Annotated in this window: 13 protein-coding genes; 4 read left to right on the top strand and 9 right to left on the bottom strand. The window is 66.9% G+C overall.

Translation table 11 applies throughout. From position 1 onward, the window contains the following. Positions 1-277: 277 nt before the first annotated feature. The 7 genes from ACWDSI_RS19815 to ACWDSI_RS19845 all read right to left on the bottom strand — a co-directional run bounded on the left by ACWDSI_RS19815 (position 278) and on the right by ACWDSI_RS19845 (position 8,605). Positions 278-1,795, bottom strand: coding sequence for an ATP-dependent DNA ligase (locus ACWDSI_RS19815; protein WP_449757589.1), 1,518 nt, complete (start codon positions 1,793-1,795; stop codon positions 278-280). Continuing rightward, positions 1,792-3,531 (bottom strand): SulP family inorganic anion transporter, encoded by a 1,740-nt coding sequence (locus ACWDSI_RS19820; RefSeq protein ID WP_449757590.1) that lies wholly within the window; start codon positions 3,529-3,531, stop codon positions 1,792-1,794. Before ACWDSI_RS19820 ends, ACWDSI_RS19815 begins: the two co-directional genes overlap by 4 nt. Positions 3,532-3,588: 57 nt before the next feature. Further along, on the bottom strand, positions 3,589-4,215 hold the full coding sequence (locus ACWDSI_RS19825) for an MBL fold metallo-hydrolase (RefSeq protein ID WP_449757591.1): 627 nt from the start codon (positions 4,213-4,215) through the stop codon (positions 3,589-3,591). Further along, entirely contained in the window at positions 4,212-5,306 is a 1,095-nt protein-coding gene (locus ACWDSI_RS19830; RefSeq protein ID WP_449757592.1) for an S-(hydroxymethyl)mycothiol dehydrogenase, read from the bottom strand. Before ACWDSI_RS19830 ends, ACWDSI_RS19825 begins: the two co-directional genes overlap by 4 nt. Positions 5,307-5,580: 274 nt before the next feature. Further along, entirely contained in the window at positions 5,581-6,858 is a 1,278-nt protein-coding gene (locus ACWDSI_RS19835) for a LuxR C-terminal-related transcriptional regulator (protein WP_449757593.1), read from the bottom strand. A 26-nt stretch (positions 6,859-6,884) separates the two neighbouring features. After that, positions 6,885-7,940: an alcohol dehydrogenase catalytic domain-containing protein gene (locus tag ACWDSI_RS19840; RefSeq protein WP_449757594.1), complete on the bottom strand. Its 1,056-nt coding sequence runs from the start codon at positions 7,938-7,940 to the stop codon at positions 6,885-6,887. Positions 7,941-8,143: 203 nt separating this feature from the next. Further along, on the bottom strand, positions 8,144-8,605 hold the full coding sequence (locus tag ACWDSI_RS19845) for a Rho termination factor N-terminal domain-containing protein (protein ID WP_449757595.1): 462 nt from the start codon (positions 8,603-8,605) through the stop codon (positions 8,144-8,146). Between the two features lie 75 nt (positions 8,606-8,680). Between ACWDSI_RS19845 and ACWDSI_RS19850 the strand changes: the two genes are divergently transcribed. Continuing rightward, entirely contained in the window at positions 8,681-8,950 is a 270-nt protein-coding gene (locus ACWDSI_RS19850) for a DUF7218 family protein (RefSeq protein WP_449748426.1), read from the top strand. 6 nt (positions 8,951-8,956) lie between these two features. Here ACWDSI_RS19850 and ACWDSI_RS19855 read toward each other — a convergent pair whose 3' ends face one another. Then, entirely contained in the window at positions 8,957-9,763 is an 807-nt protein-coding gene (locus tag ACWDSI_RS19855; protein WP_449757596.1) for a LuxR C-terminal-related transcriptional regulator, read from the bottom strand. Between the two features lie 157 nt (positions 9,764-9,920). On the opposite strand from ACWDSI_RS19855, the gene ACWDSI_RS19860 reads away from it, so the two are divergent. Beyond that, on the top strand, positions 9,921-11,513 hold the full coding sequence (locus ACWDSI_RS19860; protein ID WP_449757597.1) for an AMP-binding protein: 1,593 nt from the start codon (positions 9,921-9,923) through the stop codon (positions 11,511-11,513). A 22-nt stretch (positions 11,514-11,535) separates the two neighbouring features. On the opposite strand, the gene ACWDSI_RS19865 is transcribed toward ACWDSI_RS19860, so the two are convergent. Next, the gene (locus ACWDSI_RS19865; RefSeq protein ID WP_449757598.1) at positions 11,536-12,162 is read right to left on the bottom strand and encodes a pyridoxamine 5'-phosphate oxidase family protein; all 627 of its coding nucleotides are present in this window, start codon (positions 12,160-12,162) and stop codon (positions 11,536-11,538) included. Between the two features lie 317 nt (positions 12,163-12,479). Here ACWDSI_RS19865 and ACWDSI_RS19870 point away from each other — a divergent pair, with 317 nt between their 5' ends. Both ACWDSI_RS19870 and ACWDSI_RS19875 read left to right on the top strand, forming a co-directional pair. After that, the gene (locus ACWDSI_RS19870; protein WP_449757599.1) at positions 12,480-14,036 is read left to right on the top strand and encodes a DUF6777 domain-containing protein; all 1,557 of its coding nucleotides are present in this window, start codon (positions 12,480-12,482) and stop codon (positions 14,034-14,036) included. 963 nt (positions 14,037-14,999) lie between these two features. Further along, on the top strand, positions 15,000-15,641 hold the full coding sequence (locus tag ACWDSI_RS19875; RefSeq protein WP_449757600.1) for a DUF3558 family protein: 642 nt from the start codon (positions 15,000-15,002) through the stop codon (positions 15,639-15,641). The last annotated feature ends 243 nt before the right edge of the window (positions 15,642-15,884 follow it).

The raw sequence follows: 15,884 nt of genomic DNA on the forward strand, positions 1-15,884 counted from the left end.
CGCTCACGGGTCTCCTGGTCGAACTTCCGTGGTGCTCCCATATCCGTATTCTCCTGGTGAGATCACGGTCTCCACCAGACCCAGGACGGTTCACCCGCTGGTTGAGCCTGTCGAAACCACCCCGCTGGTTGAGCTGTCATTACGCTGGTTGAGCCTGTCGAAACCACCCCACCGGTTGAGCCCGCCACCCCGCTGGTTGAGCTTGTCGAAACCACTTGGTGGGCACGATCAACGCGATTCCGGGCACGCTCGACGTCGATCTGAGACGCTGCACACCTCACGGCAGCAGTGCGCGCACCGCGTCGATCGTGTCCGCCTCGGCAGCGGTCTTGTCCGGACGGTAGCGCAGCACCCGCGCGAACCGCAGCGCCACACCGCCGGGATAGCGCGAACTGCGTTGCACCCCATCGAGTTCGATCTCCACGACGATCTCCGGCCGCAGGAATATCGCGTACTCCGACCGCGACACCTCGTGCCGCGGAAACTCCTCGGTCTGCCATCGCAGCAACTCGTCGGTCAGCCCTTTAAACGTCTTGCCGACCATCACCGGCGGCCCACCCTCGGGGTCGCGTGCGCCGAGGTGCAGATTCGACAGGAAGCCGCTCCGTCGCCCCGACCCCCACTCCGCGCCGATCACCACGAGGTCGACGGTGTGCACCGGCTTCACCTTCTGCCAGGCCTTGCCCCGACGCCCCGCGGCATAAACGCCCTGAAGCGATTTCACCATCACCCCCTCATGCCCGTGGGAAATCGCGGCGTCGAACTGCGCCTGCGCTTGCGCCGCATCGGGATTGACGATCGACGGGATACGCAGACCAGGGGCGACGACGTCGAGCGCGTCGAGCCGCTCGGCCAGCGGCCGGTCGATGAGGTCGGTGCCGTCGAGGTGTAGGCAGTCGAAGAAGAACGGCTGCAACAGCCGTGGCTCGACACTGGAATCGGTCGCCGACCCGAACCGGCTCATCGTTTCCTGGAATGGTCGCGGCCGACCGTCGTCGTGCAGGGTGAGCGTCTCTCCGTCGAGAATCACCGATCGGCATGGCAATCCGAGAGCAACCTCCACCAGGTCGGGTACTCGGTCGGTGACGTCGCGCAAAGTGCGGGTGAACACCGCCACGTCGTCGCCGTCCCGGTGCACCTGGATCCGCGCTCCGTCGAGTTTGTAGTCCACCACCAGATCCGGCCCCAATGTCGTGAGCGCGGAGCCCAAGTCGTCTGCCGGGGTGGCCAGCATGGGCGCCACCGCTCGCCCCACTTGCAATGTCACCGCACGCAACGCGGCCGATCCGCCGTGGGTGGCCAGCACCGCCGTCTCCGACAACGACCCCGTGAGCATGTGCGCCCGCCGCACCAGGTCGAGGGGCTGGCCGGTCGCGGTGGCGATGGCGTCGACCATCAGCCCCACCAGCGCGCCCTGCCGCAGTTCGCCGGTCAGCAGCCGACGCAGAAAGTTCTGCTCGGCCGCCGTGGCCCGCCCGAACAGCGACGCCAGGATGTCCCTGCGCATGCCCGCCGATCCGGCACCACCGAGCCCGGCCAGCGCGGTGAAGTCGGCGTCCACCTCGCCGACGTCGAGCAGTGATTCGCCGGCGCCCGCCACATCGAGTGACATCAGCGACCGCCAGCCGACACCGAGACGCCCCTGCGGGATCTCACCGGAGAGCCAGGCAACCAGGATCGGGATCTCGTCGGCGGACGCCGCCGACAGCAGGCTCACCAGCTCCGCGGTTTTCGCTTTGCGGGAACGGGTTTCGGCAATCGCCGCGGACGTCCACACCACCTCGGCGAGCTTCATTGCGCACCGTCGGGCCGTGCCGCGCCCCGCCCCGACGTGGCATCGGGGAAGGCTGCCTCGTAAGCCCGTACCGCCGCTCCGACGGTCGGGAACACGTGGTCGGGGTTGAGGTCGGCCAACACGCCCTCGGTGAGCAGCGTGCCCTGCAGTTCCGGATCCACACCGGCCAGAACGAAATGCGCGTTGCGCGAGTGGACAAAGGTGATCAGCCGGACCAGCGTCGCCGACGCCGAGTAGTCGACATCGGAGATCACCGTGCAATCGAGCACCAGCCACCGCAACCGATGCGGAGCCTTGTCCACCAGTCCCATCACGTCGTCGGCGAACCGGCTGGCATTGGCGTAGAACAGGTCGGCGTCGTAGCGGAACACGATGAGCCCCGGCAACGATTCGGTTCCGGGTTCGGCAGGCTGATACCGGCGATTGCGGCCGTGGTCGGACACCCCCACCACGAACCGGCGCGGCTGGTAATGGCGCCGGATGATGGCCAGCAGCGAGACGGCCATCGCGGTCAGAATGCCCGTCTGCACACCGAAGACCACCACCACGACCGCCGTGAACACTGCCACCGCGAACTCTTCTTTACGCACCTGCCACATCCGGCGGAAGGCGTGCACATCGATGAGGTCGACGGCCACCAGGAACACCACCGCCGACAACACCGCGTCGGGCAGATTGGCCAGTGCACCGTCGAGAAACACGACCACCACGAACGTGATCGCGGCCATGGTGAGATTGGCGACCTGCGTGCGACCGTGTTCCGCGTCGAGGAGTTGGGTCTTGGTGGGGCTGCCGTTCACGACGAAGGTGGACGAGAACCCCGCCACGATGTTCGACGCGGATAGTCCGACGATGTCCCGGTTGACGTCGGCGATCTCGCCGTGCTTCTGAGCGAAACTGCGTGCGGTGGCGGCACTCTGGGCCAGGATCACGATGGCACAGCCGATGGCCACGGTCGCGGCCTTCGGGATGTCGGTCCAGGTGACACCGTCCGGAACACCGAACTGCGGCAGGCCGCCGTGCACCTCCCCGACCACCGGGAGATCGTCGGCCCATCCGAAGATGCCGACCACCGCGATCGATCCGATCACCACCAGAATGGGCATCGGTAACCGGGGCACCAGGATTCGCGACGCGATCAGCGCCACCAGCGTCACGGTGGCGAACGTGACAGCAGCCCAATCGATCCGGTGGAGCTCGGAGATCACGTGGGCCCACCGCTGCCAGATCCGGCCGTCGCTGCCGGAGATGCCCAACATGCCGGGTATCTGCCCGGTCAGCACCACGATGCCGGTTCCGGTGAGAAAGCCGGTGAGCACGGCCGTCGACAAGAAGTCGCCGAGAAACCCCAGGCGCAGCAGACGGGCAACGGCCAGCAGCCCTCCGGTGACCACCGCGATCAGCGCGGCCCAGCCCAACCACTGCGGTGAATTCGGCTGTAGCCCACCCACTCCGAGACCCGCGATACCCGAGGCCTGGAGGGCGGCGGTGGCCGAGTCGGCTCCCACCACCATCATGCGTGCCGCGCCGACCACCGCGAACACCACGACGGGCAGGATCAGCGTGTACAGGCCCGCGGACACCGGAACGTGCGCGATGGTGCTGTAGCCCATCGATTCCGGGATCGCGACGGCCGCGAGTGTGCCACCCGCGAGGACATCGGTACGCAACCAACTGCGTTGATATCCGGAGAATGCCGGCGGGACCAGCCGGCTCACCCACGACGAGGCGGTCACCGACCCGAGGTTACCCGGCCTGGATCGGCGACCACCACAGTTGATGGCCCCGCGTGGTCAACTGCCCCGCTTGATCCACTCCTCCAGATGCGGCGCCTCGTCGGCGACGGTGGTGCCTTCTCCGTGACCGGTGTACACCTTGGTCTCCGGGTCGAGGGTGAAGATCTTCTCGCGGATCGACTCGATGATGGTCGGGAAACTGGAGAAGGAGCGCCCGGTGGCGCCGGGACCACCGTGGAACAACGTGTCACCGCTGAACAGCACGCCCAGTTCCGGCGCGTAGATCACCGACGAGCCCGGTGAGTGGCCGGGCGTGTTGATGACGGTCAGGGTGGTGCCGGCGACGTCGATCTGCTGACCGTCCTCGAGGTCACCGTGCGCCACGTCGGGATGGGTGTCGCGCCACAGCATGTCGTCGCCGGGGTGCAGCAGGATCGGGGCGCCGGTCTGCGCCGACAGTTCCGGTGCCACGGTGATGTGGTCATTGTGTCCGTGGGTCAGCACGATGGCCTTGACGGTCCGGTCGCCGACGGCGTCGAGGATCGGGGCGGCCGAATGCGCGGCGTCGATGATGACCACTTCGTTCTCGTCGCCGACGATCCAGATGTTGTTGTCGACGTCCCAGGTGCCGCCGTCGAGCGAGAAGGTTCCGGAGGTGACGACGTTGTCGATGCGGGTGGTCATCGGTTGATCTCCACCACCGAGCGCAGCACCTTGCCGGACTTCATCGCGTCGAACGCGGCTTCGACGTCGGCGAGTCCCACGCGTTCGGAGACGAACTTGTCCAGCGGCAGGCGACCCTGTTCGTAGAGGTCGATGAGCATGGGGAAGTCCCGTTCGGGCAGGCAGTCGCCGTACCACGACGACTTCAGCGAGCCGCCGCGGGAGAAGAAGTCCACCAGCGGCATCTCGAGCGTCATCTCCGGGGTGGGCACACCCACCAGCACGACGGTGCCGGCCAGGTCTCGGGCGTAGAACGCCTGCTTCCAGGTTTCCGGGCGACCGACGGCGTCCACCACCACGTCCACCCCGAATCCATCGGTGAGGTCCTGCACCGCGGTCACGACGTCGTCCACCTCGGCGCCGTTGATGGTGTGGGTGGCGCCGAGTTCGGTGGCCCAGGACAGTTTCGCCGGGTCTCGGTCGACGGCGATGATCGTGGTGGCGCCGGCCAGCCGCGCGCCGGCGATCGCGGCGTCGCCGACACCGCCGCAGCCGATGACCGCCACCGAGTCGCCGCGGCCCACATTGCCGGTGTTCATCGCCGCGCCGAGGCCGGCCATCACACCGCAGCCGAGCAGTCCCGCGACGGCAGGGTCGGTGTCGGGGTTGACCTTGGTGCACTGACCCTCGTGGACGAGTGTCTTGTCGATGAACGCGCCGATGCCCAGCGCCGGGGTGAGCTCGGTGCCGTCGGTCAACGTCATCGGTTTGCTGGCGTTGTGGGTGTTGAAGCAGTACCAGGGTCGTCCGCGCTTGCAGGCCCGGCACTCGCCGCACACCGCACGCCAGTTGAGCACCACGAAGTCGCCGACCTCGACGTGAGTGACCTCGGAACCGACGGCCTCCACGACACCGGCGGCCTCGTGGCCGAGCAGGAACGGGTACTCGTCGTTGATGCCGCCCTCTTTGTAGGCCAGGTCGGTGTGGCAGACGCCGCACGCCGCGATGTCGACGATCACGTCGTTGGGTCCCGGATCGGGTACCACCACATCAACCAGTTCGGTGGACGCACCCTTGCTGCGGGAGATGACTCCCTTGACCGTCTGCGACATGTCCGCGTTCAACCTCTCGTGAAAGAAAACCTTGTTCGTCCCACAGTCTCGTGGGATGCGACGACTGATGCATCCGTCCGAATGGATGGTTCTACCTAGCCGAAAGTACAGCCCGCCGGTTGAGCCGCCCTCCGCCGGTTGAGCTGCCCTCCGCCGGTTGAGCTGTGCTCCCGCCGGTTGAGCTGCCTCCCGCCGGTTGAGCTGCCCTCCGCCGGTTGAGCTGCCTCCCGCCGGTTGAGCTGCCCTCCGCCGGTTGAGCCTGTCGAAACCCCCCTCACTCAGCCGTGACGCCCGACCGCGCCGCCAGCAGCCCGGCCTCCCCGCGATTGGACACGTCGAGCTTCTGCAAAATGGCTGCGACGTGGAACTTCACCGTGCTCTCGCTGACCCCGAGTTCGGTGGCGATCGCCTTGTTGCGCCGACCCAGCGCCAGGTGGCCCACCACCTCGAGTTCGCGCGGATTGAGCGATGCGAGCAGATCTCGCTCGGGCCGGGTCGGGGCCGCCTCGAGCGGGATTCGGACCGACACCCGGGTACCCCAGCCGTCGATCGATTCGACGTCGAGCGTTCCGTCGATCGCGCGCAGCCGTCCGGCGAGTTCCGCGGACAACGCAGCGCCGTCGACGCCGCCCTGCCCCTGATCCCGCACGTCGATCAGCAGATCGCCGTCGACACAGTCCCACCCGATCCGCAACCGCGTCAGATCTGGTTGTGCGGCGAGCGCGACGGTCACCGCACGCACGATGGCACGCGCGGCGTGCGCGATCTCGCCGGGAACAACACGGCCCGGGGTGCTCGGCTCGACGTAGTCGATGTCGGCGTCGAGATCGCGCAGCACCGGCTCGAGTTCGGCGCGCAGCCTACCGAACGCGGCGCTCATCGCCTCGGTGGCCAATTCACGATCGGTGTCGCCGACCGCTCGCAACCTGATCAAAGCGGCCGACGCGGTCTGACCGGCAATCGTTCGGGCCGTCCGATCGTCGAGGTCGCGCGATCGCAGCGTGCCCAGGATCGAGGCGAGCGTGTCCTCGTGGGTCTCGGTCAGCTGCGTGATCGTGCGTGCTCGCTCGGTCGACGCCGCACGCGATTCGGCGAGGTAGTCGGGACTCGCCTGGGCAACCTGCTGCCGGATGGAGGTGGCCACCAGCGCGAACCACGCAACCAGCAGTGCTGGCGGACCCGGCATTGTGGGTTCGCGCGCTGGGAGGACCAGCACAAGCAGTGTGTCCGACGGATCGCGGACCGCGGTGATGCGGTGCGGTTCGCCGCCGATCACCACCCGCGCCTGGATCACCTCGCCTTGCCCCACAACGTCTTTCACCGCGTCGAGCTCTCCGATGGTCACCCGTTCGACGATTCGCGGGGCACCGGCCACCTTGCGTGGGCGGCCGGTGCACTCGCGGGTGTAGATGATCAACGCGTCGTGCGGTACGCCGGGCTGCAGGAACCGGGAGAACCGCGCGGCGATCTCCGGAAGCGGACCGTCGATCACGCGACGCAGGTCGTCCCAGGGCCGCGTCAGGGCATCCGGCTCGGTCACATCCACCGTCACGGGTTTCAGTATTGCCGACCCGTCGCTCAGGTGTTGGCGATGATCACCTTGAGGGCGTGCTCGTCGGCGGCCCGAGCGAACGTGTCGTAGGCGCGTTCGAATTCGTCGAATCCGAATCGGTGCGTGATGAACTTCTCCGGTGCGATCTCGCCGCGTTCGATGTCGGCGAGCAGTTCCGGTGCGGTGGTCGCGTTGACCAGTCCGGTGGTGATCGTCAGGTTGTTGATCCAGTCGCGGTCGATGGGGAACTCGACGCTCTTGCCGTGCACCCCGACGTTGGCGAGATGACCGCCAGGACGCAGACTGTCGAGGGCGGTGCGGAAGGTCGGTCCGATGCCGACCGCCTCGATGGCCACGTCGACACCGAGACCGCCGCGCGAGAGCGACTTGATCTCGCTGGCCACGTCGTCGCCCGCGGAGACGTCGATGGTGTCGGTGGCCCCGAACTCGCGGGACTGTTCCAACCGGAACTTGTTGGCGTCCACGGCGATTACCCTTGCCGCACCGCGTGAACTCGCGGTCATCACCGACGCCAGCCCCACCGGTCCGACGCCGACCACCGCGACCACGTCGCCCTCCTTGACGGCGCCGTACTGCACGCCGATCTCGTAGCCGGTGGGCAGGATGTCGCTGAGCATCGTGCCCTGCTCGGCGGTGACGCCGGCGGGCAGCGGGATGAGGCCGTTGTCGGCGAAGGGCACCCGCACGTACTCGGCCTGGGTTCCGTCGATGAGGTGACCGAAGATCCAGCCGATCCCGCCGACGGTCTGGCAATGCGACGGCATCCCGGCGACGCAGTATTCGCAGGTACCGCACTTGGTGACGCAGGAGATGATCACGCGGTCGCCGACCTTGACCCGCGTGCAGTCGGGCCCGACCTCGGTGACCACCCCGACGCCTTCGTGTCCGAGCACCCGGCCCTCGGTGACCGCCGGGACGTCACCCTGCAGGATGTGCAGGTCGGTGCCGCAGATCGTGGTGGTTTCGACGCGGACGATCGCGTCGGTCGGGTCCGCGATGACCGGGTCGGGAACGTCGTCCCAGGACTTCTTCCCGGGGCCGTGATAGACGAGCGCCTTCATGACTTGCTCCTTCCGGCCACGTCGCTGTGGCCGTTGATCCCCCGTACCGATAACCCCCCAGGGACGTCAGTCCGGTGTTCCCCGGACGTCAGCCCAGTATTCGTGGCGGTCGGCTCGTCGTGGGACGCATTCGGCGGGCCGTCGCAGATTGAGACGCGGAAACTTCCCTCCGTCCGGCTGCATGAGATCGCCGAACGCTCGGTTCAACGCGCTCCGTTCAGCGCATCGATCAACTGCGCCTTGGTCATCGACGAATAGCCCTTGACCCCTTCGGACTTGGCGCGTGCGCGCAGTTCCCGCACCGTGGGTGCCGCGGACTTCGTGGTTTTCGCCGCTGCCGGTTTCGCTGCCGTCGGTTTGGCGGCACCCTGTTTTCCGCCCCCCGGTGTGTCACCCGAGGGTTTCGCGGAGTCCGCCGGTTTCGCTGCCGCGGTCTTCGTGGCGAGCTTCGACGCCGCCGGGGCCGGCGTCGCATCCGAGCCTCCAACCCCTACCCTCTTCAGCAACTCGCGCCGGAGGCTTTCGGTTTCGGCCACGGCCCTACCGACCTGCTTTTCGGCCGCCTTCCTCACATCGTCGAGTCCCTGCTGCAACTCGCCGACTTGCTTCTGCAGTTGCTTGATCTTCTTGTTGTTACCCATCGCCTCGTCCCTTGTCGACGTCATGAGGTGCTCACCCGAGCGTAGGCACATTTCGGCGTACCGTGGAGCAGAACGCCGAGTCCGGACGAAGGAGGCGCCATGCCGCAACGTGATCCCGGTCCGTCCGTGAAGGACGACGAACTCTACGAAAAGCTTCGAGACGAAGGTAATTCGAAGGAGAAATCCGCCCGCATTGCGAATGCCGCAGCCAATCAAGGCCGTTCGGCGGTCGGACGTAAGGGTGGTGAGTCGGAGTCGTACGAGAACTGGACCGTGGACGAATTGCGTTCACGGGCAAAGGAACTCGGTTTGTCGGGGTATTCGTCGATGAAGAAGGACGACCTCATCGACGCACTACGCGAACACTGACCGCGCTTACGGCAACAGCCCCGAGCGCCGAGCAATCACCACGGCCTCCATCCGGCTGGTGGCGCCGAGTTTGCGCAGCACGTCCTTCATGTAGCCCTTTACCGTCTGGGTTTCGATGCCGAGTTCGCGCGCGATCGCCGCATTCGTGCGCCCCATCGCGGCCTGCGACAGCACATCGCGTTCACGCCGGGTGAGTTCGGCCACGGGCTCCGACGTTTCTCCGTCGAGCAGCAGATCGGTGATGCGGGAGATCTCGGCGGCCACCGCGGTGTCGTCGAGCGAGCGGGCCAGGGTTCGTAGCTGTGCGTACGCCTCGGTGAGTCGCCCGCGCAGTGCGGCGGCGTCGGGTGACGATGTGTCGGCGGACAGTTGGGTGCGGGCGGCCACCACCTGCTGTTCGATGGCACGTGCCTCGGTGGCGAGCGCGTCGAGGGTCCGTCCGCCGATCGGATCGTCGCTGCGCAGCGCCCCGTAGAGCACGGCAACGGGCCGCCGGTCGACGATCACCGGTGCAGCAGCCATCGCGCGCAGGCCTTCGGCGGCGATGATCGTGTTGTAGCGGTGCGTGATGCGTGGGGTGCGCAGGTAGTCGTCGACCACCACGGGCCGGTTCACGGCGATCACCTTGCCGCCCAGTCCGTGGCCCACGGCCACGGCGACGCCGTCCATCGCTCCGACCGTGTCACCGACGAAGTGACGCAGCCGCAGTCCGCCGGTGCCCTGCACGATGCCGCCGAACGCGAGCGACACCCCGGTGGCCCGCCGCAGCCGACGGAGCGCATCGACCACCGGGACGGTCAGCGATTCAGCCACGGTCACCCACCTGACGTACCCCCTCATCGGGGGGTGGCGCGCCCGTCGACGGCGCACCAACAATGTCCTCGAATATGAGCCAGCTTACTCGGAACCCTCAAGGTGGGACATGACACACAGCACTGTGACCCCCGGCGCAACGTCGATTTCAGCTCGGATGTCCGACGAGACTCGGGCTCAGCTCGACGGCTGGCTGCAGACCTTCGGCGCCCCCGGCGCGAACGCCGCCACCCTGCTGGTCGACTCTCATGATCCGGAAGCGACCGCCTTCGTCACCGTGGAGATGGCCGGCGATGCACTGGTCACCAACAGCGTCTCCTACGGCGAGCTCGCCGCGGATTCGCGCCGCTTCGCCACCGCCCTGGCCGGGCTCGGGGTGCAGCGCGGCGACACCGTCGGGGTGCTGATGGGCAAGCGCACCGAACTGGTGGTGGCGCTGCTGGCCATCGCCCGGTTGGGCGCCGTCTACGTCCCCCTCTTCACCGCGTTCGCCACCCCGGCCGTCGAGATGCGGCTGCGCGCCGGCGGCACCCGCGTGGTGGTCACCGAGCAGGGCCAGGCCGACAAACTCACCGGAATCGACGGACTCACCACGGTGGTCGCCGGCGATGATGCGGCCACACTGCCGTTCGACCGCCTCGTCGCCGACAACCCTCCGCTGGAGGAGTCGGTGGCCGTCGGTGGTGACGGCGCCTTGATCCTGTTGTTCACCAGCGGTACCACCGGCGCGCCGAAGGGGGTGCCGGTTCCGGTGCGCGCGCTGGCGTCGTTCACCGCGTACATGCACTACGGGCTCGACGTGTCGCAGGATGACGTGTTCTGGAACGCCGCCGACCCGGGCTGGGCATACGGCCTCTACTACGGCGTGCTGGGGCCGCTGGCGATCGGGCGGCCCAACGTGCTGCTGCGCGCCGGGTTCACCCCCGAGGTCACCGCCACCGTGCTGTCCCAACTCGCGGTGACCAACTTTGCCGCCGCGCCCACCGTCTACCGCGCGCTCAGCACGAATCCCGCCGTGGACGGATTCTCGCTGCGCCGTGCGTCGTCGGCGGGCGAGCCGCTCACCCCCGATGTGATCGATTGGGCGCGAGGCGCATTGGGCACCGAGGTGCGGGATCACTACGGACAGACCGAACACGGCATGTTCATCAACAATCATTGGGCCGACGGTGTGCGGGAACCGCTGATCGCCGGGTCGATGGGACAGCCGATGCCCGGGTTCGCCGCCGGCATCGTCGACGACTCCGGAAACCCCGTGAGCGGACCGGATGCGCGAGGTCAGATCGCGATCAACGTGGCGGCCAGCCCGGCGATGTGGTTCACCCGGTATCTCGATGCGCCGGAGAAGACCGCCGCCCGCTTCACCGAGGACGGCAGGTGGTACCTGACCGGCGACACCGGACGGACCGACGGCCACAACTTCTACTTCACCGCGCGCGACGACGACGTGATCATCATGGCCGGCTACCGGATCGGACCGTTCGACGTGGAGAGCGTGCTGATCACGCACCCGTCGGTGGTCGATGTCGCCGTGGTCGGGCGTCCCGACCAGTTGCGTGGCGAGGTGCTCGAAGCGTTCGTGGTGGTCGCCGACGGAGTGGTCGGCGACGACGTGCTCGAGGCCGAACTGCAACAACTGGTCAAGACGGGTTTCGCGGCGCACGCCTACCCGCGGAGCGTTCACTTCGTCGACGCGCTGCCCAAGACGCCGAGCGGAAAGATCCAGCGATTCGTGCTGCGGCAGCGGTAATGCTGCGGGCGGTGATCGGGTGTCAGCTCTCGATCAGCCTGCGCACCGAGTCCGGAATGCCGTTGCCGGTGAACGTGATCGGTTCGTCGTAGGTGGTGTGGACCGGCACCACGCCCGTCCACGCATCGGAGTCCACTCCCGGTCCTCCGGTGCGCGCCTTGGCAATCCACTCGCCGTCGACGATGGGCAGCCGCAGCGCGACGGTCGCCGCCTGCTCCTTGCTGGTGATGTCCGGGGTCTCGGCAACCCGTCCGGGAATCAGCTTGTCCGACAACGCTTCCAGCGCACCCGCCGGATCGTCGACGACGGGTTCGAGCCGTCCGCGGATCACCGCGGACCGGTAGTTGGCGGAGTGGTCAAACAGTGTCTCGGCCACCACGATGCCGTCGAGCACGAACACGGTGAAGCTCACCGGCGCTCCCTCGGCCACATGCCGTAGCGCGCCCGCGCCGGTGGACCCATGCAGCAGCACGTCGTCGCCGACGCGGGCGAAGAGCATCGGCACCGACCACGGCCAGCCGTCGATCACCGTGGACAGCACTCCCACCTGCGCGGTGTCGAGGACGTCGTCGAGCACAGATCGGTCACCTTGGCGGTCGGGTTTGCGGGTGAGCGCGGTGAGAACATCGGGTTCCGGGGCTGTCGGCATGACTACATGGTCTGCCGTGCGTGGAACAGCGACAAGTCGTTTTGTCCCGCGACCCTCGTGTCCCCCGTTTGGGGGAGTTTCTCGCGCCGGGCGAATTAATCTGGACATTCCGGGTGGACGGTGCGCGGCACAGTCTCGATACTGAGCACGTCGTGAACGTGCTCTCGTAAATTTCTGCTACAGCTCAGCAATGAGCCCGGCTGCCGTAGGAGCTTGTGGATGTCGTACTACCCGCCCCGACCGGACCCGCATACCCGTCGGCTCCCTTCCCTGCGGTTCCGCCGGAGGAACCGCACAATCGGCGCACCCTGACGCTCGTGCTCATCGCGGTTGTCGCCGTGCTGGCGTTGATCTTCGCGTCGGTGGTGGTGCTGGTGGTGCGCGGCGGCAACAGCCCGTTCAAGATCCCCGGGCTGAGCCTGTTGACGAGGGACAACCCGGGCCCCAACCCCTTCGGGCCGAATGTCGCGCTGTCCAACAAGGATCTGCCCAGCGGCATGCGACTGTCCGCTCAGGTCGGTGCGATGAATCAGGGCACGCGCGTGGTGTCGGGGACGCAGCCCGGGCTGTACGCCGGCGGCGACTCGACGTGTGACGCAGCGGGTCTGGGCAACTATCTGGGCCAGCATCCGTCGCAGGCCCGGGCGTGGGCAAGCGTGTTCGGGATCAGTACCGAATCGATTCCGTATTACCTGAACACGCTGACCCCCGTCGTGCTCACCGCCGACACGTGGGTGACCAATCACAGCTACACCGACGGCGCGGCGTACGCGTTCCAATCGGTGTTGCAGTCGGGCACAGCGGTTCTCGTCGACGGGGCCGGCGTGCCGCGGGTGCGGTGTGCGTGCGGCAATCCACTCAGTCCGCCGGCCAACGCGCCCGTCGGCGGGTATCGGCTCAGCGGCGCGCCGTGGCCCGGGTACACCAGTCATCAGGTCACCCGCGTCGCGTACAACACGCAGAACGTGACCGTCGTCAACAACACCACCACCGTCGTCAACCAGCAGGCACCGGCCGCCGGCGCGGTGCCCGTGGAAACCGCGTTGACGCTGGTCAATCTGGGGACAGGCCAGCTGTTCGAACGACCGGTCGGCAACATCTTGAACCTCAACGGGTTACCGCCGCTCGCGACGCCGCTGCCCACACCGGCGTCGCTCAACACGCCGTTCGTCGCCAGCAGCGACAGTCAGGCCGCGGACAACGGGTTGCAGAAGGCGGGCAGTCCTGAGGTGGCGCCCGAGGTGCAGCAACTGGCCAAGACCAACGCCGACCTGCCCGAGGGGGCGCCAGAGTCGACTCCTGCGGCCGGCGCATCGGGATCGGAGCAACCCGAGCAGCCGGGCGAGTCGACGGGGACCACGGCGCCGGGTGAGAATCCGGCGGCGGAGTCGACGAGCGTGAGTGCGCCGGTTGCCACCGACTTCTCCGGAACCGGCGATTCGGTGGGCAGCTTCTCCTTTGTCGACGACGGTAAGTCCACGACGTGTCAGGCGCCGTCGACGGAGTCGTCGGGTCCGGTGTCGCTGACGTGCAGCGACAACGTGGCGCGCAAGGTGTCGGCGAGCGCACTGGAGCGGACCTCGGTGCTGTCGGCCACCGATCCCACCACCAAGGTGTGGACGTTGACGGTGACCGAGGTGGCCGCATCGAAGTCGGTGACGGTCGACGTCACCTCGGCGACGTGGCAGACACTCGAGACGTCGACGACCACCACGCAGACCACGACCCCGGAGACGACGACCGAAACGACGACTCCGGAAACAACAACGGAGACAACGACTCCCGAGACGACCACGGAGACCACAACAACCGAGACGACCACCGAGGCGCCGCTCGACACCACCACGGACACCACGACCACGCCGGTACCGTGATCGTGGTGCCGGCTGGTGGACGCGTCACGACCGCGGGTCGGTCAGCGACGTGGGGCACCTGGTTATCGGCACGCTGAGTGGGATGGTGCCGTCGTCACGTGGTAGGCGGGCCAGCCGGGGTTGGGTCGTGACGGCGCACGGTCGGTGACGGACCGTGCTCGCGTGTGGGGGTGCGCCGAAGACTGCCAGCTCGATGGTGGCTGCGCACAGTACCGCGGCTCCCCCGATCGCGGCCGCCCGGACCGCGTAGGTCGTCGAATGTTTGAGGTAGCCCGCACTTGTACCGATCGCAGCCACAGCGCACCTCCTGTCAGTGGCGTGGGAGCCGATGTGCTCCACGCATCAACGACGATGCGCGCGCCGGGGCCTGTGGAAACGCGCAGTACACCACTCGACCTGCGCCGACGCCACTACCTGGACGTCGGATCGCTACCCGTTGAGGCGGCCGGCCCGCGCTGTCCACACCTTCGCGAATCGGACCAACCGGCCCGCGGATTGTTGGTTAAACTGTCCGAACGCATGCGACGGGCCGCGGCCTGATGGTGATGAGGGGGATGGTGTGACGGACTTCTTCGTGCTCCCGGGCGGGACCGTGGACCTGCCGGGCCGCGGGCCCATCGGCGGCACCCCGACCGTCACTCCCCAGAACTCCGCACCCGAGGGTGGGATCGTGCAATTCACGAGCGCGGAATGGCAACAGCGGGCCAAGGTGGCAAGGGAGTGTGCGGCGGATGTGGACGGCGCGCTCGCAGGCTTGGAGAGCGTGCTTGTCGAGAATCGGTACGGGGACTGCGACGAAGGAAGGGAGCTGTATCGTTTGTTGTTGGGTGCAATTAACAAGTGGCGAGGTGATCTAGCTTCGCAGTCCACCGCGCTTTCTCTGCTCGCACAAGCATGTGATAGTGCCGACCGCCAACTAGACTCTACCGACCGCGACAACGCCGTTCGCCTCCAAGCGTAGTCATGCGTCTTCCCGCCCACCCCAACCGCTGGGTCATTGCGCTGACAGCTGCCACGGTCAGCGGATGCACTGTAATCGGTTCTCCCACTTCATTGCCTCCGACACCTAGCGCCAGCACTAGTCCACAGGATCAGACGTCAAGCATTCGACAAACCGACGCGCTCGGCCGGTCACTTCCCTTCAAAACCAAGTTCCCAAAGCGATGGAACTCAGGTAACGACGGCACGACCTACGAGCCGTGCACTGCGGCCTCACGCGACATCCTCCTTCGATCCGGACTCGTCCCGGAAAGCGCTACAGACGCAGCACTTGCGAACTTCCAAACAGCGCGCGGCTGCAACTGGCACTATCGGGCACCTGAGCTCGCGCGCGTCACGCAGATCGTCGGCAACTCGCTCTCCCTTGAGGAATACAAGGATCGCCAATCAATCATCATGAGCTTCCAGGACGACATCCAGATCGCTGGCCGGACGGTGGCTGTCGGCGGATTCCGGGAGAACAATACTTGCTCGACTTTCGTACAATCAGGCAACGCTAACGTGAGCACCCTGGTGTCTTTCCGAGTCAACGCGCCTCCCCGTGCCGACATCTGCGCCAAGGCAATTGAGTTCACCCGCGCGACCATCGACCAGATGCCGGAGTGAGCCTCCGCGCTGTGACCCCTCAATTCTCGCGCCGCCCCTATAAGTCGACCACGGAGATGCGCCTGGACGGAACAATTCGAATAGCGCACCACCGTTATCCATCGGACCAGACACGAAAGTGGAATGACAATCAACAGACCCCGTAAGATGGCTCTTCCGGATTCAGAGTGCATGCAGTCGTTCTGCGAGTTGGCCGGAGTGGATGAGTGACCGCAAGATGTAGTGGTTGAGGTTGCGGAAGCC

It is taken from the genome of Gordonia sp. NPDC003429 (genome assembly GCF_053588575.1).